Origin of the sequence: Cupriavidus sp. SZY C1 (assembly GCF_032190535.1) — a bacterium.
Classification (GTDB): Bacteria; Pseudomonadota; Gammaproteobacteria; order Burkholderiales; family Burkholderiaceae; genus Cupriavidus; species Cupriavidus pauculus_C.
In genome coordinates this window covers 853,022-871,883 of the sequence record NZ_JAUANU010000001.1, presented here as the reverse complement: position 1 = coordinate 871,883, position 18,862 = coordinate 853,022, and the positions used below count along the sequence as shown (strand labels likewise).

Genomic DNA, 18,862 nt, shown 5'->3' with positions numbered 1-18,862 from the left:
CTGCCGCACTGCGGCAGGGGGGCCGCCCCCTCCCTCCTCAACACTCGTTCGACGGCGCAAGCTGCGGCTGGGTGGTCCCGTCCGGATAGATCAGCCTGACGCACGCGCCCGGCTCCAGGCCCGGCGCGGCGGGGCCGTTGACTTCGGCCACCAGCCCGTCGGCCGTACGGACCTTGTACTGGAACAGGTCCATCAGCAGCGGCGGCTGCGGCTTGCGGAAAAGCTGGGTCAGATCCACCGCGAAGCCCACGCCCAACGCACCCCCGCCGCCACCGCCACCGCCACCCCCCGCGGCCACGCCGCCCACGCTGCTGTAGCCACCGTAGCTGGACCCCTGCGGCACTTCCACGCGCGACACGAAGGTTTTCTCCGTCACCCGCCCCAGCTTGACCGTGGCGTTGATCGGCGTCACCTGCGGTGGCGTGGGCGTGCTGCTGCAGGCGGCCAGCAGGCAGGCGGCGGCCATGGCGGGGAGGACGCGGGGAAGCATGGGTCGGGCGGGGCGGGCGGATTGGGTCATGGCGAGCTCAGGCTGGTTTTGAGGCGTCCCAGCAGTCGGAAGAGGGCGCGCCTGTCCGTTTCGGCAAGCCCGGCGAACAATTGTTCCACCCAGCCCTCGTGGGCGCTGGCCATGCGCGAGAAGGCCTCGCGGCCGGCCGGGGTCAGGCGGATCAGGTAGGCGCGGCGGTCGGTGGGCAGTGCCTCGCGCGTGACCAGGCCCTCTTGCTGGAGCTGGTCGGTGATGCCGGTGACGTTGCCGCCGGTCACCATCATGCGGCGCGACAGCTCGCCCATCTTGAGTCCCTCGGGATGGCGGTCGAGCTGCGACATCAGGTCGAAACGCGGCAGCGTCACCGCGAACTCCTGGCGCAGGCGCGAGCGGATGTCGCCCTCGATCAGCGTGGTGCAGGTCAGCAGGCGCAGCCAGAGCCGCAGCGCCTCGTGCTCCGATTCCCCGGCACTGGTTTCCAGGTCTACCGGGGCGCCCTCGGTGGCGGCGCTGCTGGCGGCGGAAGGATTGGGCATCGTGATCCGGGAAGCTCGAACATTTGATGCCTCAAGTATATGCGCTGCCGGGGCGGGCTGGCGCCCGGCCTAGTCGACCTTGGCGCCCGAGTCCTTGACCACCTTGGCCCACTTGGTGGTCTCGGCGCGGATCAGCGCGGCGAACTGCTCGGGCGTGTTGCCGCTGGGCTCGGCGCCCTGGGCCACCAGCCGCTCGCGCACGGCCGGCGTGCCGAGGCTCTTGGACACTTCCTGCTGGATGCGGTGGATGATCTCCGGCGGCGTGCCGGCCGGCGCCAGCAGGCCAAACCACGAACTGGCCTCGAAGTTGGGCAGGTTCGCGGCCTGGGCCACCGTGGGCACTCCCGGCAGCGCCGGCGACGGCTTGGCGCTGGTCACCGCCAGCGCCTTGAGCTTGCCGGACTTGATCAGCTGCATCGACGACGGCAGGTTGTCGAACATCACCTGCATCGTGCCGCCCGTCATGTCGGTCAGCGCCGGGCCGCTGCCGCGGTACGGAAAATGGACCATGAACGTCTTGGTCTGGGTCTTGAACAGCTCGCCGGCCAGGTGGATCGACGTGCCGTTGCCGCTGGACGCCATGTTCAGCTTGCCCGGATTGGCGCGCGCGTAGGCGATCAGGTCGTTCACCGAGTTGATCTTGTTCTGCTGCGCGAACGCCGGGTTGACCACCAGCACGTTCGGCACGGCCGCCACCAGCGTGATCGGCGCGAAATCCTTGATCGGATCGAACGGCAGCTTGCCGTACAGCGACTGGTTGATGCCGTGCGTGCCGACCGTGCCCATCAGCAGCGTGTAGCCGTCCGGCGCCGCCTTGGCGACGATGTCCGAGCCGATGTTGCCGCCCGCGCCGGGTTTGTTGTCGACCACCACGTTCCAGCCGGGCAGCTTCGACAGCTCGGCCGATACGGCGCGCGCCATGATGTCGGTGGTGCCGCCGGCCGGGAACGGCACGACCAGCCGGATCGGCCGGGCGGGATAGGCGTCGCTGGCATGGACGGACGCCGCGGCCAGCGGCCCCAGGGCGATCGACAGGAACAGCGCGAGGGTGCGCCGGCGGGGTGCGTGCATGGCAAGGTCTCCAGGTATGGCGGCCGGGTGTTCCGGTCTGCAGGCCATTCTAGTTTGGCGGGCGCCACTTCGCGGATGAGGTGAAACCCGTTGAGACATTCACCGCGCGCCATGAAAAAAGGCGCCCGAAGGCGCCTTGGAAGATAAGGAACAATGTCGACGGCGCGAGGCGGTCAGAACTTGTGGCGGATACCGACGGCCACGCCGATCTGGCTGTTCTTGCCCTGCTGCAGGAAGTAGCCGTTGGCAAAGCTCACGGCCGAGGTGTCGAAGTTCAGGCCCGAGTTCTTCACGTAGCCGGCCGTCAGGTAGACGTCCGTGCGCTTCGAGAAGTTGTAGTCGGCCACGAAGCTGATCTGCCACGGGTTGGCCGGGTTGTTCGACGCCAGGCCCGAGGCCGCGCGCAGTTGGCTGATGTCGTCGTAGAAGTACGCCAGCGTCAGGCCCAGCGGCGGGGTGACCTGGTAGTTCAGGCCGGCCCAGTAGTAGTTGTCGCGCTGCAGTTCGGCACCGTCGGCGGCGGTCAGGCGGCCGTAGCGGGCGCCGATCATGCCCTTGAACGGGCCCACCGCGTAGCTGCCGGCCACGCCGATCTTGCGCGAGCGGCCTTGCTGGCCGATCACGACGGCCGGACGCCATTCGTCATAGGCAACGGTCAGGCCGAACGGACCGCTCATGTACAGCAGGCCGGCGCCGCCGCCCGCGTTGTTGTTGAAGTTGCCCGGCACTTCGCCGGCGCCCGCGCCAGCCAGCGGCACGGGACCGATGGCGGCCACGCCGGTGCCGAAGCTCCAGTGCGCCTCGGCCGTCAGCGGGCCGGCCTTGGCCGTGTACTTGACCGTGTTGTCCGAACGGAAGTTGGTGCCAAGCTGCGCCACCACCGGTTCGTAGATCGTCGCGTAGCCGGTCGGCGAGAAGTTCGCGAACATGTCGAACATCGTCGTGTACTGGCGACCGAAGGTCAGGCGGCCCAGCGTGTTGCTCTGCAGGCCGACGTACGCCTGACGACCGAACAGGCGGCCGCCCTGCTGCGAGCGGCCGTCATCGAGGCCGAAACCGCTTTCCAGCACGAACAGCGCCGAATTGCCGCCGCCCAGGTCTTCGGTACCGCGCAGGCCCCAGCGCGAGCCGGACAGGCCGCCACCGGTCTGCAGGCCAACGCGGCTGCCGCCGCCCGGCAGCGATTGCGGGATGCCGCTGGCGTTCAGGCCAGCCGGCGTGGTGTTGACGCCCGGTGCCAGGTGGTTGTTGTATTCGATCGGCACGTCAACGACGCCGTACAGGGTCACGCTCGATTGCGCATTTGCAGCCGTGGCAAAAGCGCTCATCGCGGCAAGCGCGAGTAGCGATTTTTTCATGCTGGGTGATCTCCACTTAAGAATTATTAGTTGAAGCTATGCGGAAGGACCTCCTGTGAGCCCTCTTCATCCTTCCGTGCTTGACTTCCTGGGAAGCTGCCGACCACTCTAGCAAAAGCGCTCTTTTTTTGACCCTGTGGTAAACGTCTTGTCTGGTTTTCACAACTAAGGGTTATTGGGGACCCGGCCTTAGCGAAACCACGCCGTGCCATGGCATGGCGCAAACCTGCACAAAACTGCGCGGGTACAATGCGGGAAATCCCGGAACGGTGCCGAGACAACCCTCTACCCATCAGTGGGGCATCGCGCGTGCCGGCTCCGCAGACTCTCCATTGACACACGCATGGACACGCTGATCAGAGAATTCGACGTGGCGCTGCGCGCCATCGCCGGCGCCACGCGCGGCGGCCGGGACAACCCGGCGGACCGGCTCGCGCCTGACGCGGAGCAGATGAGCCCCGAGGAACGCCGGCACGTGGCCGGCCTCATGCGCATCAACCATGTCGGCGAGGTCTGCGCCCAGGCCCTGTACCAGGCGCAGAAGCTGGCCGCGCACAGCGCGCCGGTCCGCGCGCAGATGGACGCCGCCGCGCGCGAGGAAGAAGACCACCTGGCATGGTGCGCCGAGCGGCTGCGCGAACTGGGTTCGCGGCCGAGCCTGCTGAATCCGCTCTGGTACGCCGGCGCGTTCGCGATCGGCTTTGTTGCGGGCCGGGCTGGCGACCGCGTGAGCCTGGGCTTCGTCGCCGAGACCGAGCGCCAGGTCGAGCACCATCTGACCGGACACCTGGAACGCCTGCCCGCCGCCGATGGCCGCTCGCGCGCGATCCTCGAACAGATGCGCGACGACGAAGTCCGCCATGGCGATGCCGCGCGCGATGCCGGCGGCGTGCCGCTGCCCGGGCCGGTGCGCGCGCTGATGCGTGCCGCGTCCCGGGTGATGACCACCACGGCCTATCGCATCTGAGTACATCCGAGCCGGGCGGGCCGTCGCTGCCTGCCCCGCCTGTGGAAAACCGCCGCGAGCCCTTGGCCGGACGGGGCTGGCGGCAAAACGTTGTATCCTTCCCCACGGCTAGGAACGCAAATGTGTCCGCGCCGTCAGCAGTCCCTCCCGCGAGTCGTTCTCAGGTGGTTTCTCTGCTTTGCTCCCCAAGTGCTTCATTTCATTAAGGATTCACTGTTGCGGTGCGTGAAGTTGGCGCGCTAAGTCTTTGTTCTGATTAAAAAAACCCCCTTTTTTGCCCCATCTCGAGCCTTGACCGGCCAAAATGCTTCCTCTAAAGTGGGAAATAGTGTGAGGAAGTGTATTTTTGTGTGTTAAACCGACCTCTGTCTGCGATCATTCGCGTCGGAACAATCGGTTGCGGTCAATGACGAATCGACCTGCCAAAGGCTGGAATAGCCGGCGGTTACCGGGGGAAAGAGCTTGTTTCAGGGAGCATCGGCGCTGTCGCTCGATGCCAAGGGCCGGATGTCCATTCCGGCCAGGCACCGCGAGGCGCTGCAATCGCAGGCCGAGGGCCGGGTGACGCTGACCAAGCACCCGGATGGCTGCCTGTTGCTCTTTCCCAGGCCCGAATGGGAGGTCTTTCGCGGCCGCATCGCGGCGCTGCCGATGGATGCGCATTGGTGGAAGCGCATCTTCCTGGGCAACGCCGCCGACGTGGAGATGGACGGCGCAGGCCGCGTGCTGATCGCACCGGAGCTGCGCAGTGCCGCCATGCTCGACAAGGAAGTGATGCTGCTCGGCATGGGCAGCCATTTCGAAGTCTGGGATGCCGCCACCTACGCCGCCAAGGAACAGGCGGCGATGGCGCAAGGCATGCCGGACGCATTGAAGAATTTCTCTTTCTGAAGAGGTCATGACCCCTACCGAAACGCCGGGGACCACCGCCCTGCGCCATCGCACCGTGTTGCTGGACGAGGCCGTCGACGCGCTCGTCTGGCGGCCCGACGGCGCCTACGTGGACGGCACCTTCGGAAGAGGCGGTCACAGCCGGGCCGTGCTGGCGCGGCTTGGGCCGGCCGGCAGCCTCGTCGCCTTCGACAAGGATCCGGCAGCAATCGCAGAAGCGGGCACCATCAAGGATGCCCGCTTCTCCATTGAGCACGCGAGCTTTGCGGACATGGGCACCCGGCTGGCCGGGCGACCCCGCGTGGCTGGCGTACTGCTCGACCTGGGAATCAGCTCGCCCCAGATCGACGAGGCGGCGAGGGGATTTTCCTTTCGTTTCGAGGGCCCGCTGGACATGCGCATGGACACCACGCGCGGCGTCACCGCCGCCGAGTGGCTCGCGCAGGCGGACGAGCAGGACATTGCCAGGGTGATACGAGACTATGGGGAAGAACGGTTTGCTGTACAGATTGCAAAGGCGATTGTTGCTCGCCGGCGCGAACCCGGCGATGGCGGACCAGTCGCCACTACTTCAGAGCTTGCCGCGCTCGTGGCGAAAACCGTCAAGACACGCGAGAAGGGTCAGGACCCTGCGACCCGCACCTTTCAAGCTCTACGGATTCACGTCAATCAAGAGCTTGAGGACCTCGAAAGAGGCCTGACGGCGGCGTACGAACTGCTGCAGGCCGGAGGCCGCCTCGTGGTGATCAGCTTTCACTCGCTGGAGGACCGCATCGTCAAGCGGTTCATGCAGGCGCATGCGCAACCGGGCCGCGACGCGGACCCGGCGCTGCGCCGCGCCCCGCTGCGCGCCGCCGACCTGCCCCAGCCGACCATGAAGCTGCTGGGCCGCTTCAAGCCCGGCGCCGAGGAAGTGGCCGCCAACCCGCGCGCCCGCTCCGCTGTGATGCGCGTGGCTGAAAAGCTCGGAGGCCAGCCGGCATGAACCGCCTGACCTTCTTCCTGCTGGCCGCGCTGATGCTGTGCGCGCTGTCGCTGGTCAGCGCCCAGCACCAGGCGCGCACGCTGTTCGTGGCGCTGGAGCGCGCGCAGGCCGAGGAGAAGCAGCTCGATATCGACTGGGCGCGGCTGCAGTACCAGCAAAGCTCGCTCAGCAAGAGCGCGCGGATTGCCGACGCGGCACGCGCGCAGCTCAAGATGGCCCCGGCAATGGCCGGCCGCACCCAGTACCTGCAGGGCGTGGTGTTGCCCGATACCCCGCCGGATGCCCAGCAGCCGGCCGGAGGCGCCGCGAAATGAGCCTGGCCCGTCCGTCCCTGAACCGCGCCCGCACCGGCAACAAGCCGCGTGGCGACGCCGCGCGTCCGCGCACCGGCCAGTTCTCGGCCAGCCCGGTCCTGGGCCTGCGCCTGCCGATGTGGCGCTCCAAGTTCGTGGTGTTCCTGATGTTCGCCGCGTTCCTGGCGCTGGCCGGGCGCGCGATGTGGATCCAGGGCCCGGGCAACCAGTTCTACGAGGCCGAAGGCAAGAAGCGCTTCCAGCGCACGCTGGAACTGCCGGCCACGCGCGGCAAGATCCTGGACCGCAACGGCCTGGTGCTGGCCACCAGCCTGCCGGTCAAGGCCATCTGGGCCGTGCCCGAGGACGTGCCGAACGACCTGGAACCGCAGCGCATGCGCCAGCTTGCCAGGCTGCTGGACATGTCCGAGAAGGAGTTGCGCACCAAGTTCAACGAGGACAAGAGCTTCGTCTACCTGAAGCGCCAGGTGCTGCCCGACGCCGCCGACAAGATCGCCGCGCTCAAGATCGACGGCGTGCACCAGACCCGCGAATACAAGCGCTTTTACCCGGAAGGGGAGGCGATGGCGCACATCGTCGGTTTCACCAACGTCGAGGACAAGGGCCAGGAAGGCGTGGAACTGGCGCGCGAGGGCGTGCTGGCCGGCAGCCCCGGCGCCCGCCAGGTCATCAAGGACCGCCTGGGCCGCGTGGTGGAAGACGTCGGCATTCTCAAGACGCCGCGCGACGGGCAGGACATGCAGCTGTCGATCGACGCCAAGATCCAGTACCTGGCCTACAACGAGGTCAAGGCCGTGGTCGAGCGCAACAAGGCCAAGGCCGCCAGCGCCGTGGTGCTGGACGCGCAGACCGGCGAGGTGCTGGCGCTGGCCAACTGGCCGACCTACAACCCGAACGACCGCAGCCGCCTGTCGGGCGAACAGCTGCGCAATCGCGTGCTGACCGACACCTTCGAGCCCGGCTCGATGATGAAGCCGATCACGGTGGGCCTGGCGCTGCAGCTGGGCCGCGTGACGCCGGCCACGACGATCCAGACCACCGGCAAGTTCACGTTCGAGGGCGCCACGATCTCGGACACCCACAACTACGGCGCGCTCACGGTGGGCGGCGTGATCCAGAAGTCGAGCAACATCGGCACGACCAAGATCGCGATGATGATGAAGCCGCAGGAAATGTGGGACATGTTCACCAGCGTGGGCCTGGGCCAGGCGCCGAAGATCGGCTTCCCGGGCGCCGTGGCCGGCCGCGTGCGGCCCTGGAAGAGCTGGCGCCCGATCGAGCAGGCCACGATGTCGTACGGCTACGGCCTGTCCGTGTCGCTGTTCCAGGTGGCGCACGCCTATACCATCTTCGCGCACGACGGCGAGCTGATCCCGGTGTCGATGTTCAAGACCAACGGCCCGGTCAGCGGCGAGCGCATCCTGTCGCCCCAGGTGGCGCGCGACGTGCGCGGCATGCTGGAAACCGTGACCGCCCCAGGCGGCACGGCGCCGGAAGCCCAGGTCATGGGCTATCGCGTGGGCGGCAAGACCGGTACCGCGTACAAGCACGTGGGCCGCGGCTACGACCGCAGCAAGTACCGCGCGTCGTTCATCGGCCTGGCGCCGATGTCCAACCCGCGCGTGATCGTGGCGGTCAGCGTGGACGAGCCGACCGCCGGCAGCCACTACGGCGGCGCGGTGGCCGGCCCGGTCTTCTCGGCGATCACCGGCGGCGCGCTGCGGTCGCTGAACGTGCAGCCCGATTCCCCGATCCGCCAGCTCATGGTCACCGACAAGGTGCAGGAAAGCGAACCGCCCTGGAGCGCCACGCCATGACGGCAACGCCGATGCTCCCGATCGAGGTGTCCACCCAGGCCAGCAACGCGCTGGCCTGGCTGCGTACGCACGCCCCGGCCGGCGCGCGCCTGACCGGCGACACGCGCCGGCTGCGTCCGGGCGACGTGTTTTTCGCGTACGTGCTGGGCAACGCGCGGCTGTCGACCGACGGGCGTCCGCATATCGACAAGGCCATCGCCGCCGGCGCGTCGGCCGTGGTCTACGAGGCTGACGGCTTCGACTGGCCGCATGGCGACGCCGTGCCGCGTCTGCCGGTGTCGCGCCTGCACTGGCTGGCCGGCCCGATCGCGGCCGGCTGGTACGGCATCGCCGGCCGCAACCTCGCCGTGACCGGCGTGACGGGCACCAACGGCAAGACTTCGTGCTCGCAGTGGCTGGCGCGGCTGTTGCAGGCCACCGGCACGCCGTGCGCGACCATCGGCACGCTGGGCACCGGCTTCCCGGACGCGCTGCAGCTCACCGGATTCACGACGCCCGACGCCGTCCAGCTCCAGGCCAGCCTGGCCGAGCTGCACGACGCCGGCGCGCGCGCCATCGCCATGGAGGTGTCGTCGCACGGGCTGGAGCAGGGCCGCGTGGCCGGCACCGGGTTTGCCGTGGCCGTGCTGACCAACCTGACGCAGGACCACCTGGACTACCACGGCACGATGGCCGAGTACGAGGCGGCCAAGGCGCTGCTGTTCCAGTGGGACGGGCTGCGCGCGGCCGTGATCAACCGCGACGATGCGATGGGCACCCGGCTGCTGGCCGGCAACGCCGCCGCCGTCAGCGCGCCGCAGGTCATCGAATACGGCATCGACGGCAAGGCCGGCGCCACCACGGCCCGTGGCCAGTGGCTGCGGGCGACCGACGTGCGCGCCACGGCGTCGGGCACGGCGTTCCGCGTCGATGGCAGCTTCGGCAGCGCCGACGTGGCCACGCCGATGATCGGCACCTTCAACGTCAGCAACCTGCTGGCCGTGCTGGGTGCCGCGCTGGCCCAGGGCGTGGCCTGGGATGCCGCGATTGCCGCGCTGCGCACGCTGGCGCCGGTCGACGGCCGGATGGAACTGTTCGGCGGCCACGACGCGCCGCTGGCCGTGGTCGACTACGCCCACACGCCCGACGCGCTGGCGCAGACGCTGGCCGCGCTGCGTCCGGTGGCCGACGCCCGCCAGGGCCGGCTCTGGTGCGTGTTCGGCTGCGGCGGCGACCGCGACGCCACCAAGCGCCCGCTGATGGGCGGCGTGGCCGAGCGGCTGGCCGACGAGGTGGTGCTGACCAGCGACAACCCGCGCAGCGAGGACCCGCTCGACATCCTCGAACAGATTGCCGACGGCATGCAGGACCGCAGCCGCGCGCGGCTGATCGAGGACCGCGCCGCCGCGATCCTGCAGGCGATCCGGCACGCCGCCCCGGCCGACGTGGTGCTCGTGGCCGGCAAGGGCCATGAAGCCACGCAGGAGATACAGGGCCGCAAGCGGCCGTTCTCCGACCGCGAACATGTGCGCCTGACCCTGGGCACGCGGGGAGTATCGGCATGAATGGAACCCCGATGACGACTTTGCAGCAAGCCGCCGGCTGGATGGCCGGCGCGCGTATTTCAGGCGATGCCGCGCGTGCGTTCTCGCGTGTGCATACCGACAGCCGCACCGTGCAGCCCGGCGACCTGTTCGTGGCGCTCAAGGGCGAGCGCTTCGACGCGCACGACTTCCTGGCCGATGTGGTGGCGCGCGGCGCCGCCGCCGTGCTGGTGAGCCGCGACCCGGGCGTCGACGTGCCCGCGCTGGTGGTGCCCGACACGCGCATCGGCCTGGGCGAGCTGGCCGCCGGCTGGCGCCGCCAGTTCACGCCGCCCACGGTGGCCGTGACCGGCAGCAACGGCAAGACCACGGTCAAGGAAATGATTGCGGCCATCTTTGCGGCGGCCGTCGGCGAGGCCGACCGGCTGGCAACCGGCGGCAACCTGAACAACGACATCGGCCTGCCGCTGACCGTGCTGCGCCTGCGCGCGCACCACCGGCTGGCCGTGCTGGAACTGGGCATGAACCACCCAGGCGAGACGGTCTACCTGGCCGGTATCGCCCAGCCCACCGTGGCCGTGATCACCAACGCCCAGCGCGAGCACCAGGAGTTCATGGTCAGCGTGGAGGCGGTGGCGCACGAGCACGCCAGCGCCATCGCGGCCCTGGCGGCCGACGGCGTGGCCGTGTTTCCGGTGGATGCCGAGAGCGGCGGCGAGCACGCGGCAATCTGGCGCCAGGCGGCCGGCACGCGGCGCGTGCTGGCGTTCGGCACCGACGCGTCGGCCGACGTGCGGGCCAGCGTGTCGGTCCAGGCAGGCGTGCAGGTCATGCATGTGGTGGCGGAGGACAAGGCGTTCGACTTGCGCCTGCCGCTGCTGGGCGCCCACAACGTGCGCAACGCGCTGGCCGCCACGGCCTGCGCGCTGGCCGCCGGCGTGGCGGTCGATGCCATCCAGCGTGGCATTGCCGGCTTCGCGGCCGTGAAGGGCCGGCTGCAGGTCAAGCACACACCGGCCGGGACCGTGGTGATCGACGATACGTACAACGCGAATCCGGACTCGATGCGCGCCGCCATCGACGTGCTGGCCGGCTTTGCCGCGCCGCGCGTGCTGGTGATCGGCGACATGGGCGAGGTGGGCGACCAGGGCCCGGCATTCCATCGGGAAATCGGCGCCTATGCGCGCGAGCGCGGCATCGAGACGCTCTGGGCCACCGGCGAACTGGCCACGCACGCGGTGCAGTCGTACGGCGCCGCGGGCCGGCATTTCGCCACGGCGGATGCGCTGGCGCAGGCGCTGCAGGCAGACGGGGAGGGTGTGGTGGCCGGTGCGGCCGCCGTGCTCGTGAAGGGATCGCGCTTCATGCGCATGGAACGGATGGTCGACGCGCTGGTCGCATCACCTTCCGCTCATTAAGAAAGAAAGACGATGTTATTGGCTCTGGCCCAGTGGCTGCAAAACGATTACAGCTTCCTGCGGGTCGTCAACTACCTGACCTTCCGCGCGGTGATGGCCAACCTCACCGCGCTGGTGATCGGCCTGGGCTTCGGGCCGTGGGTCATCCGCCGGCTGACCGAGTTGAAGATCGGCCAGGCCGTGCGCACCATCGGCCCGCAGACGCACCTGGTGAAGTCCGGCACGCCGACGATGGGCGGCGTGCTGGTGCTGATCTCGATCTGCGTGTCGACGCTGCTCTGGAGCGACTGGGGCAACCGCTTCATCTGGGTGGTGCTGCTGGTGACGATCGGCTACGGCGCCGTGGGCTGGGTGGATGACTACCGCAAGGTCGTGTATCGCGACCCGCGCGGCATGTCGAGCCGCGAGAAGTTCTTCTGGCAGACGCTGATCGGGCTGGTGGCCGCGGTCTACCTGGCGTTCTCGGTGTCCGAGGCCAGCAACGTGCGCGTCTGGAGCCTGTTCCTGGGCTGGATCGAAGGCGGCATGTTTGCCGACGTGCCGTACAAGATGAACCTGATCGTCCCGTTCTTCAAGGAGATCAGCTACCCGCTGGGCGTGACCGGCTTCATCGTGCTGACGTACCTGGTGATCGTCGGCTCCAGCAACGCGGTGAACCTGACCGACGGGCTGGACGGCCTGGTGATCATGCCCGTGGTGCTGGTGGGCGGCGCGCTGGGCGTGTTCGCGTACGTGATGGGCAATGCGGTCTACAGCAAGTACCTGCTGTTCCCGCACATCCCGGGCGCGGGCGAGCTGCTGATCTTCTGCTCGGCGATGGCCGGGGCGGGGCTGGCGTTCCTGTGGTTCAACGCGCACCCGGCGCGCGTGTTCATGGGCGACGTGGGCGCGCTGGCGCTGGGCGGCGCGCTGGGCACCATCGCCGTGATCGTGCGCCAGGAAATCGTGCTGTTCGTGATGGGCGGCATCTTCGTGGTGGAAACGCTGTCGGTGATGCTGCAGGTGACGTGGTTCAAGTTCACCAAGAAGCGGTTTGGCGAGGGCCGGCGGCTGTTCCGCATGGCGCCGCTGCACCACCATTTCGAGCTGGGCGGCTGGAAGGAAACCCAGGTCACCGTGCGGTTCTGGATCATCACCATGTTGCTGGTGCTGATCGGCTTGTCGACGCTGAAGCTGCGCTGACGCGGCGCTGATGCGGCGGAAATCTCTCTCTACGGACTGAAAAGGCAGGAAATCGAAGTGTTCGGCGTGTTGCAGAAACCTCATGTGCTGGTACTTGGCCTCGGCGAATCGGGGCTGGCCATGGCACGCTGGTGCGGCCTGAACGGCTGCCGCGTGCGCGTGGCCGACACCCGCGAGGCGCCCGCCAACCTGGCTTTCCTGCAGGCCGAACTCCCGTCGGCCCAGTTCGTCGGCGGCCCGTTCGCGGATGCCCTGCTCGACGGCATCGGCCTGGTGGCGATCAGCCCGGGGCTCTCGCCGCTGGATCCCGCCACGCAGGCGCTGCTGGACGCCGCCCAGGCGCGCGGCATTCCGGTCTGGGGAGAGATCGAACTGTTCGCGCAGGCACTGGGCTACCTGGAAGCCACGTCCGGCTACGCGCCGAAGGTGCTGGCGATCACCGGCACCAACGGCAAGACCACGACCACCGCGCTGACCGGCCGCCTGATCGAGCGGGCGGGCAAGACCGTGGGCGTGGCCGGCAACATCAGCCCGTCGGCGCTGGACAAGCTCTCGGCATGCATTGCCAGCGCCACGCTGCCCGATGTCTGGGTGCTCGAACTGTCGAGCTTCCAGCTGGCCTACACATTCTCGTTGGCGCCGCACGCGGCGACTGTGCTGAACCTCACACAGGATCACCTGGACTGGCACGGCTCGATGGAGGCCTACGCGGCCGCCAAGGCGCGCATCTTCGGCCCGGCCGGCAAGGGCTGCGTGCAGGTGCTGAACCGCCAGGACCGCCTGACGATGGACATGGCCCGCCCGGGCACCGCGCTGGTCACCTTCGGCACGGACCTGCCCGAGACGGTGGGCAGCTACGGCGTGCTGCGCGACGGCGGCATGCCGTGGCTGATCCTGGCCGAGCCCGACCACGAGGCCGAAGCCGACCAGAAGCCGCGCCGCCGCAAGAAGGACGACGCGCCCGAGGCCGCCCTGCCGGTGCGCCACAAGCGGCTGATGCCGGCCGATGCGCTGCACATCCGCGGCATGCACAACGCCACCAACGCCATGGCGGCGCTGGCGCTGTGCCGGGCGATCGACCTGCCGCTGAACGCGCTGCTGCACGGCCTGCGCGAGTATCGCGGCGAGCCGCACCGCGTGGAATGGGTGGCGACGATCGACGACGTCGAGTACTTCGACGACAGCAAGGGCACCAACGTCGGCGCCACGGTGGCAGCGCTGAACGGGCTGGACAAGCGCGTGGTGCTGATCGCCGGGGGCGAGGGCAAGGGCCAGGACTTCTCGCCGCTGGCCGCGCCCGTGGCCCAGTACGCGCGCGCCGTGGTGCTGATCGGCAAGGACGCCGGCGAGATCCGCGCGGCGCTGGCCGACACCGGCACGCAGATCGTTGACGCCGACTCGCTGGAAGCCGCCGTCGAGGCCGCCGCGCGGCTGGCCGAGGGCGGCGACGTGGTCCTGCTGTCGCCGGCGTGCGCCAGCCTGGACATGTTCCGCAACTACGTACACCGCGCGCAGGTGTTCCGCGGCGCGGTGGAAGAACTGGCCCTGTCCCGGGGGATCATGCCATGAGCGACACGCAGGTCAAGCGCAGCGGATTCATCGGCGCCACCATCGGCAGCGCCTGGGGTGGCCTGCGCGACGCGGTGTCGGGCGTCAAGCCCACGCGCTCGCGGATGATGGAGTACGACCAGCCGCTGCTGTGGGTGGCGATCGTGCTGCTGACGTTCGGCCTGGTGATGGTCTACTCGGCGTCGATCGCGCTGCCGGACTCCCCGCGCTACGCCAATTACCGCGAGGCCCACTTCCTGGTGCGGCACGCGTTCGCGCTGTTCATCGGGCTGTCGATGGGGCTGGTGGCGTTCCAGATCCCGGTGAAGGTCTGGGACAAGTACGCGCCCAAGCTGTTCATCGTCGCGCTGGTGCTGCTGGTGCTGGTGCTGGTGCCGTTCGTGGGCAAGGGCGTGAACGGCGCGCGGCGCTGGATTCCGCTGGGCATCATGAACTTCCAGCCGTCGGAGCTGATGAAGCTGGCCGTGGTGCTGTACGCGGCCAACTACACGGTGCGCAAGCAGGAATGGATGCAGACCGTCTCCAAGGGCTTCCTGCCGATGGGCGTGGCCGTGGTGGTGGTGGGCATGCTGCTGCTGCTGGAGCCGGACATGGGCGCGTTCCTGGTGATCGCGGCCGTGGCGATGGGCATCCTGTTCCTGGGCGGCATCAACGGCAAGCTGTTCGCGGGGCTGGTGGGCGTGGCGGTGGGGGCGTTCGGGCTGCTGATCACGGCGTCGCCGTGGCGCCGCGAGCGGATCTTCGCCTACCTGAACCCGTGGGAAGAAAGCAACGCGCTGGGCAAGGCGTACCAGCTCACGCACTCGCTGATCGCGTTCGGGCGCGGCGAATGGACCGGCGTGGGCCTGGGCGGCAGCATCGAGAAGCTGCACTACCTGCCCGAGGCGCATACCGACTTCATCCTGGCCGTGATCGGCGAGGAATTCGGCTTCGTCGGCGTGCTGGTCATGATCGTGCTGTTCTATTGGCTGGTGCGCCGCTGCTTCAACATCGGCCGCACGGCGCTGCAGCTCGACCGCACGTTCGCCGGGCTGGTGGCCAAGGGCATGGGCGTCTGGATCGGCTGGCAGACCTTCATCAACATGGGCGTGAACCTGGGCCTGCTGCCGACCAAGGGGCTGACGCTGCCGCTGGTGAGCTACGGCGGCTCGGGCATCCTGATGAACTGCGTGGCGCTGGCCATCGTGCTGCGGATCGACTACGAGAACCGGGTGCTGATGCGCGGGGGCAAGGTATGACCGACGGCCGCACCCTCCTCGTCATGGCGGGCGGCACCGGGGGCCACGTGTTCCCGGGGCTGGCCGTCGCGCACGCGCTGCGCGACGAGGGCTGGCGCGTGGTCTGGCTTGGCAACCGCACGGGGATGGAAGCCACGCTGGTGCCCAAGCACGACATCCCGATGGAATTCGTCCAGTTCGGCGGGCTGCGCGGCAAGGGCCTGCTGACCAAGTTCCTGCTGCCGCTGAACCTGCTGCGCGCGTTCTGGCAGAGCCTGGGCGCGCTGCGCCGGGTCAAGCCGGACGTGGTGCTGGGCATGGGCGGCTACATCACGTTCCCGGCCGGGATGATGGCGTCGCTGCTGGGTCGGCCGCTGGTGCTGCACGAGCAGAACTCCATCGCCGGCCTGACCAACAAGGTGCTGGCCAGGGTGGCGGACCGCGTGCTGTGCGCGTTCCCCGATGCGCTGCCGGACAGCGAGTGGACCGGCAACCCGGTGCGGGCCGAGCTGGCGTCGATTGCCGATCCGGCGTCGCGCTACGACGGCCGGACCGGGCCGCTGCGGATTCTCGTGGTGGGCGGCAGCCTGGGCGCCGCGGCGCTGAACGACGTCGTGCCGAAGGCGCTGGCGCTGCTGCCCGAGGCCAGCCGGCCGGTGGTGACGCACCAGGCCGGGGCAAAGCAGATCGACCAGCTTCGCGCGAACTACGCGGCAGCGGGCGTGGCCGGCGAGACCGTGCCATTCATCGACGACATGGCGGCGGCCTATGCCGACGCCGACCTGGTCATCTGCCGCGCCGGCGCGATGACGGTATCCGAGGTGGCGGCCGCCGGGGTGGCCGCGCTGTTCGTGCCGTTCCCGCACGCGGTGGACGACCACCAGACCACCAACGCCCAGTTCCTGTCGAAGCAGGGCGCGGCGTTGCTGGTGCAACAACATGCGTTGAACGCGGAGGGCCTGGCGCAGACGCTGGCCAGCCTGGACCGCGGGCAACTGAAGGACATGGCGCGCGCTGCGCGTCACCTGGCGAAGCCGGACGCCACGCGGCGCGTGGCCGAAATCTGCCGCCAGATGGCAAGGTAAATCGAATTCAATGAAGCATATCGTCAAGAACATCCACTTCGTAGGCATCGGCGGGGCCGGCATGAGCGGCATCGCCGAGGTCCTGCTGAACCTGGGCTACAAGGTCTCGGGCTCCGACATGGGCAGCAACGCCGCCACGCGGCGGCTGGCCTCGCTGGGCGCCCGCGTCTGCCACGGCCATGACGCGGCCAACGTGGACGGTGCCAATGCCGTGGTGGTGTCCACCGCGGTGACCAACGACAACCCCGAGGTGCTGGCCGCCCGCGCGCGCCGCATCCCCGTGGTGCCGCGCGCCGTGATGCTGGCCGAGCTGATGCGGCTCAAGCAGGGCGTCGCCATTGCCGGCACGCACGGCAAGACCACCACGACCAGCCTGGTGGCGTCGGTGCTGGCCGAGGGCGGGCTGGACCCGACCTTCGTGATCGGCGGCCGGCTGAATTCGGCTGGCGCCAACGCCCGGCTGGGCACCGGCGACTTCATCGTGGCCGAGGCCGACGAGTCGGACGCGTCGTTCCTGAACCTGTTTCCGGTGATGGAGGTCATCACCAACATCGACGCCGACCACATGGACACCTACGGGCACGACTTCGCCCGGCTCAAGCAGGCGTTCGTGGAGTTCACCCAGCGGCTGCCGTTCTACGGCATTGCCGTGCTGTGCGTCGATGATCCGAACGTGCGCGAGATCATGCCGTTCGTCTCCAAGCCCGTGGTGCGCTACGGCTTTGCCGAGGACGCCCAGATCCGCGCGATCAATGCGCGCGCCGTGGACGGCCAGATGCATTTCACGGTGCTGCGCCAGTTGAACGGCCACGCCGAGCCGCCGCTGGACGTGGTGCTGAACCTGCCCGGCCTGCACAACGTGCAGAACGCGCTGGCCGCCATTGCCATCGCGACCGAGCTGGAAGTGCCGGACGCCGCCATCGTCAAGGCGCTGCGCGAATTCCACGGCGTGGGCCGCCGCTTCCAGCGCTACGGCGAGGTGGCCACGCCCGACGGCGCCGGCACCTTCACGCTGGTGGACGACTACGGCCACCACCCGGTGGAGATGGCCGCGACGCTGGCCGCCGCGCGCGGCGCGTTTCCGGACCGCCGGCTGGTGCTGGCGTTCCAGCCGCACCGCTTCACGCGGACGCGCGACTGTTTCGAGGATTTCGTGAAGGTGCTGGGCACCGTGGACGCGCTGCTGCTGGCCGAGGTCTACGCGGCCGGCGAGGCGCCGATCGTGGCCGCCGACGGCCGCGCGCTGACCCGCGCGCTGCGCGTGGCCAACAAGGTGGAACCCGTTTTCGTGGAGCAGATCGAGGACATGCCCCAGTCGATCCTGAATGCCGTGCGGCCTGGCGATGTGGTCGTGACGATGGGCGCCGGCACGATTGGCGCCGTCCCGGGACAACTGGTGTCGCACCAGGCAGGAGGCCAGCAATGAGCTTCGTCGCCCATCCCAATATCGATCCGAAGTCGCTGGGCAAGGTTGGCGTGCTGCTGGGCGGCAAGTCGGCCGAGCGCGAGATCTCGCTGATGTCCGGCAACGGCGTGCTGGCGGCGCTGAAGGCGCGCGGCGTGGACGCGCACGGCTTCGACCCGGCGCTGCAGTCCGTGGCGGAGCTGGCCGCGGCAAGGTTCGACCGCGTGTTCATCGCGCTGCACGGCCGCTACGGCGAGGACGGCACGATGCAGGGCCTGCTGGAGCAGCTTGGCCTGCCCTACACGGGCAGCGGCGTGCTGGCATCGGCCATGGCCATGGACAAGCAGGCCACCAAGCGGCTCTGGATGACGCACGGGCTGGCCACGCCGCGCTTTGCCATGCTGCATGCGGATACCGATTTCGACGCCGTGGTGCGTGACCTGGGCCTGCCGCTGATCGTCAAGCCGGCGCGCGAGGGGTCGTCGATCGGCCTGACCAAGGTGACCGAGGCCGGCCAGATGCGCGACGCATTTGCGCGCGCCGCCGGGCTGGACGCCGACGTGATTGCCGAGGAATTCATCGACGGCGACGAGCTGACCTGCCCCGTGGTGGGCGAGGGCGCCACGGCCGAGGCGCTGCCGGTCATCAAGATTGTGGCGCCCGAGTCGAACTACGACTATCAAAATAAGTACTTTACTGACGATACCCAATACCTGTGCCCTTCGACGCTGCCCGACGCGCTGGAGCGTGAAGTCCGCGCGCTGGCCGTGGAGGCGTTCCGCGTACTGGGTTGCCGAGGCTGGGCCCGCGCCGACGTGATGCTGACGCGCGCCGGCAAGCCGTACCTGCTCGAAATGAACACCTCGCCCGGCATGACCGGCCATTCGCTCGTGCCGATGGCGGCGCGCGCGCAGGGCATCAGCTACGAGGATTTCGTGATGCAGGTGCTGGCCGCCGCGACGCTGGACCTGCATCCGAACGAGCACTGGAAACCCGAGTAATCCGACCAACTCGCCTCAACGCGACCCGAACCG

17 protein-coding genes are annotated in these 18,862 nt (G+C 68.9%); 13 read left to right on the top strand and 4 right to left on the bottom strand.

Translation table 11 applies throughout. The features are described from left to right. Window positions 1-37: 37 nt before the first annotated feature. The 4 genes from QTN24_RS04080 to QTN24_RS04065 all read right to left on the bottom strand — a co-directional run bounded on the left by QTN24_RS04080 (window position 38) and on the right by QTN24_RS04065 (window position 3,455). The gene (locus QTN24_RS04080; RefSeq protein ID WP_313835364.1) at window positions 38-490 is read right to left on the bottom strand and encodes a hypothetical protein; all 453 of its coding nucleotides are present in this window, start codon (window positions 488-490) and stop codon (window positions 38-40) included. 26 nt (window positions 491-516) lie between these two features. Next, the gene (locus QTN24_RS04075) at window positions 517-1,026 is read right to left on the bottom strand and encodes a MarR family winged helix-turn-helix transcriptional regulator (RefSeq protein ID WP_124683188.1); all 510 of its coding nucleotides are present in this window, start codon (window positions 1,024-1,026) and stop codon (window positions 517-519) included. A gap of 69 nt (window positions 1,027-1,095) precedes the next feature. After that, window positions 1,096-2,097 (bottom strand): tripartite tricarboxylate transporter substrate binding protein, encoded by a 1,002-nt coding sequence (locus QTN24_RS04070; RefSeq protein ID WP_313835363.1) that lies wholly within the window; start codon window positions 2,095-2,097, stop codon window positions 1,096-1,098. Between the two features lie 173 nt (window positions 2,098-2,270). Then, a complete protein-coding gene (locus tag QTN24_RS04065; RefSeq protein ID WP_124683190.1) occupies window positions 2,271-3,455 on the bottom strand; it encodes a porin in 1,185 nt (394 codons plus the stop codon). A gap of 343 nt (window positions 3,456-3,798) precedes the next feature. On the opposite strand from QTN24_RS04065, the gene coq7 reads away from it, so the two are divergent. From coq7 to QTN24_RS04000, 13 genes are all read left to right on the top strand, one after another. Beyond that, window positions 3,799-4,422 (top strand): 2-polyprenyl-3-methyl-6-methoxy-1,4-benzoquinone monooxygenase, encoded by a 624-nt coding sequence (gene coq7 / locus QTN24_RS04060; protein ID WP_313835362.1) that lies wholly within the window; start codon window positions 3,799-3,801, stop codon window positions 4,420-4,422. Between the two features lie 462 nt (window positions 4,423-4,884). Then, window positions 4,885-5,313 carry a division/cell wall cluster transcriptional repressor MraZ gene (gene mraZ / locus QTN24_RS04055; protein ID WP_124683192.1) on the top strand — a complete coding sequence of 143 codons (429 nt, stop codon included), beginning with the start codon at window positions 4,885-4,887 and terminating at the stop codon, window positions 5,311-5,313. 7 nt (window positions 5,314-5,320) lie between these two features. Continuing rightward, entirely contained in the window at window positions 5,321-6,298 is a 978-nt protein-coding gene (gene rsmH / locus QTN24_RS04050) for a 16S rRNA (cytosine(1402)-N(4))-methyltransferase RsmH (protein WP_124683193.1), read from the top strand. Continuing rightward, window positions 6,295-6,612 carry a cell division protein FtsL gene (gene ftsL, locus QTN24_RS04045; RefSeq protein ID WP_124683194.1) on the top strand — a complete coding sequence of 106 codons (318 nt, stop codon included), beginning with the start codon at window positions 6,295-6,297 and terminating at the stop codon, window positions 6,610-6,612. The genes rsmH and ftsL overlap by 4 nt, the downstream gene beginning before the upstream one ends. After that, on the top strand, window positions 6,609-8,429 hold the full coding sequence (locus QTN24_RS04040) for a peptidoglycan D,D-transpeptidase FtsI family protein (RefSeq protein ID WP_124683195.1): 1,821 nt from the start codon (window positions 6,609-6,611) through the stop codon (window positions 8,427-8,429). The genes ftsL and QTN24_RS04040 overlap by 4 nt, the downstream gene beginning before the upstream one ends. Next, window positions 8,426-9,973 (top strand): UDP-N-acetylmuramoyl-L-alanyl-D-glutamate--2,6-diaminopimelate ligase, encoded by a 1,548-nt coding sequence (locus QTN24_RS04035; protein ID WP_313835361.1) that lies wholly within the window; start codon window positions 8,426-8,428, stop codon window positions 9,971-9,973. Before QTN24_RS04040 ends, QTN24_RS04035 begins: the two co-directional genes overlap by 4 nt. Then, window positions 9,970-11,370: a UDP-N-acetylmuramoyl-tripeptide--D-alanyl-D-alanine ligase gene (murF, locus tag QTN24_RS04030; protein ID WP_313835360.1), complete on the top strand. Its 1,401-nt coding sequence runs from the start codon at window positions 9,970-9,972 to the stop codon at window positions 11,368-11,370. The genes QTN24_RS04035 and murF overlap by 4 nt, the downstream gene beginning before the upstream one ends. 12 nt (window positions 11,371-11,382) lie before the next feature. Further along, complete coding sequence (gene mraY, locus QTN24_RS04025; protein WP_124683198.1) at window positions 11,383-12,552, top strand: phospho-N-acetylmuramoyl-pentapeptide-transferase; 1,170 nt, start codon at window positions 11,383-11,385, stop codon at window positions 12,550-12,552. Window positions 12,553-12,609: 57 nt separating this feature from the next. Further along, the gene (murD, locus tag QTN24_RS04020; protein WP_313835359.1) at window positions 12,610-14,121 is read left to right on the top strand and encodes a UDP-N-acetylmuramoyl-L-alanine--D-glutamate ligase; all 1,512 of its coding nucleotides are present in this window, start codon (window positions 12,610-12,612) and stop codon (window positions 14,119-14,121) included. Then, window positions 14,118-15,359: a putative lipid II flippase FtsW gene (ftsW, locus tag QTN24_RS04015; protein ID WP_124683200.1), complete on the top strand. Its 1,242-nt coding sequence runs from the start codon at window positions 14,118-14,120 to the stop codon at window positions 15,357-15,359. The genes murD and ftsW overlap by 4 nt, the downstream gene beginning before the upstream one ends. Further along, window positions 15,356-16,423 (top strand): undecaprenyldiphospho-muramoylpentapeptide beta-N-acetylglucosaminyltransferase, encoded by a 1,068-nt coding sequence (gene murG, locus QTN24_RS04010; RefSeq protein ID WP_124683201.1) that lies wholly within the window; start codon window positions 15,356-15,358, stop codon window positions 16,421-16,423. Before ftsW ends, murG begins: the two co-directional genes overlap by 4 nt. A 10-nt stretch (window positions 16,424-16,433) precedes the next feature. Then, window positions 16,434-17,849 carry a UDP-N-acetylmuramate--L-alanine ligase gene (gene murC / locus QTN24_RS04005; protein ID WP_124683202.1) on the top strand — a complete coding sequence of 472 codons (1,416 nt, stop codon included), beginning with the start codon at window positions 16,434-16,436 and terminating at the stop codon, window positions 17,847-17,849. Further along, entirely contained in the window at window positions 17,846-18,829 is a 984-nt protein-coding gene (locus QTN24_RS04000; RefSeq protein WP_313835358.1) for a D-alanine--D-alanine ligase, read from the top strand. The genes murC and QTN24_RS04000 overlap by 4 nt, the downstream gene beginning before the upstream one ends. Window positions 18,830-18,862 lie beyond the last annotated feature (33 nt).

Excerpts from the sequence above, each read along its gene's own strand:
- QTN24_RS04080 (WP_313835364.1), bottom strand. The coding sequence starts at position 490 with ATGCTTCCCCGCGTCCTCCCCGCCATGGCCGCCGCCTGCCTGCTGGCC.
- QTN24_RS04075 (WP_124683188.1), bottom strand. The coding sequence starts at position 1,026 with ATGCCCAATCCTTCCGCCGCCAGCAGCGCCGCCACCGAGGGCGCCCCG.
- QTN24_RS04070 (WP_313835363.1), bottom strand. The coding sequence starts at position 2,097 with ATGCACGCACCCCGCCGGCGCACCCTCGCGCTGTTCCTGTCGATCGCC.
- QTN24_RS04065 (WP_124683190.1), bottom strand. The coding sequence starts at position 3,455 with ATGAAAAAATCGCTACTCGCGCTTGCCGCGATGAGCGCTTTTGCCACG.
- coq7 (WP_313835362.1), top strand. The coding sequence starts at position 3,799 with ATGGACACGCTGATCAGAGAATTCGACGTGGCGCTGCGCGCCATCGCC.
- rsmH (WP_124683193.1), top strand. The coding sequence starts at position 5,321 with ATGACCCCTACCGAAACGCCGGGGACCACCGCCCTGCGCCATCGCACC.
- ftsL (WP_124683194.1), top strand. The coding sequence starts at position 6,295 with ATGAACCGCCTGACCTTCTTCCTGCTGGCCGCGCTGATGCTGTGCGCG.
- QTN24_RS04040 (WP_124683195.1), top strand. The coding sequence starts at position 6,609 with ATGAGCCTGGCCCGTCCGTCCCTGAACCGCGCCCGCACCGGCAACAAG.
- QTN24_RS04035 (WP_313835361.1), top strand. The coding sequence starts at position 8,426 with ATGACGGCAACGCCGATGCTCCCGATCGAGGTGTCCACCCAGGCCAGC.
- murF (WP_313835360.1), top strand. The coding sequence starts at position 9,970 with ATGAATGGAACCCCGATGACGACTTTGCAGCAAGCCGCCGGCTGGATG.
- mraY (WP_124683198.1), top strand. The coding sequence starts at position 11,383 with ATGTTATTGGCTCTGGCCCAGTGGCTGCAAAACGATTACAGCTTCCTG.
- ftsW (WP_124683200.1), top strand. The coding sequence starts at position 14,118 with ATGAGCGACACGCAGGTCAAGCGCAGCGGATTCATCGGCGCCACCATC.
- murG (WP_124683201.1), top strand. The coding sequence starts at position 15,356 with ATGACCGACGGCCGCACCCTCCTCGTCATGGCGGGCGGCACCGGGGGC.
- murC (WP_124683202.1), top strand. The coding sequence starts at position 16,434 with ATGAAGCATATCGTCAAGAACATCCACTTCGTAGGCATCGGCGGGGCC.
- QTN24_RS04000 (WP_313835358.1), top strand. The coding sequence starts at position 17,846 with ATGAGCTTCGTCGCCCATCCCAATATCGATCCGAAGTCGCTGGGCAAG.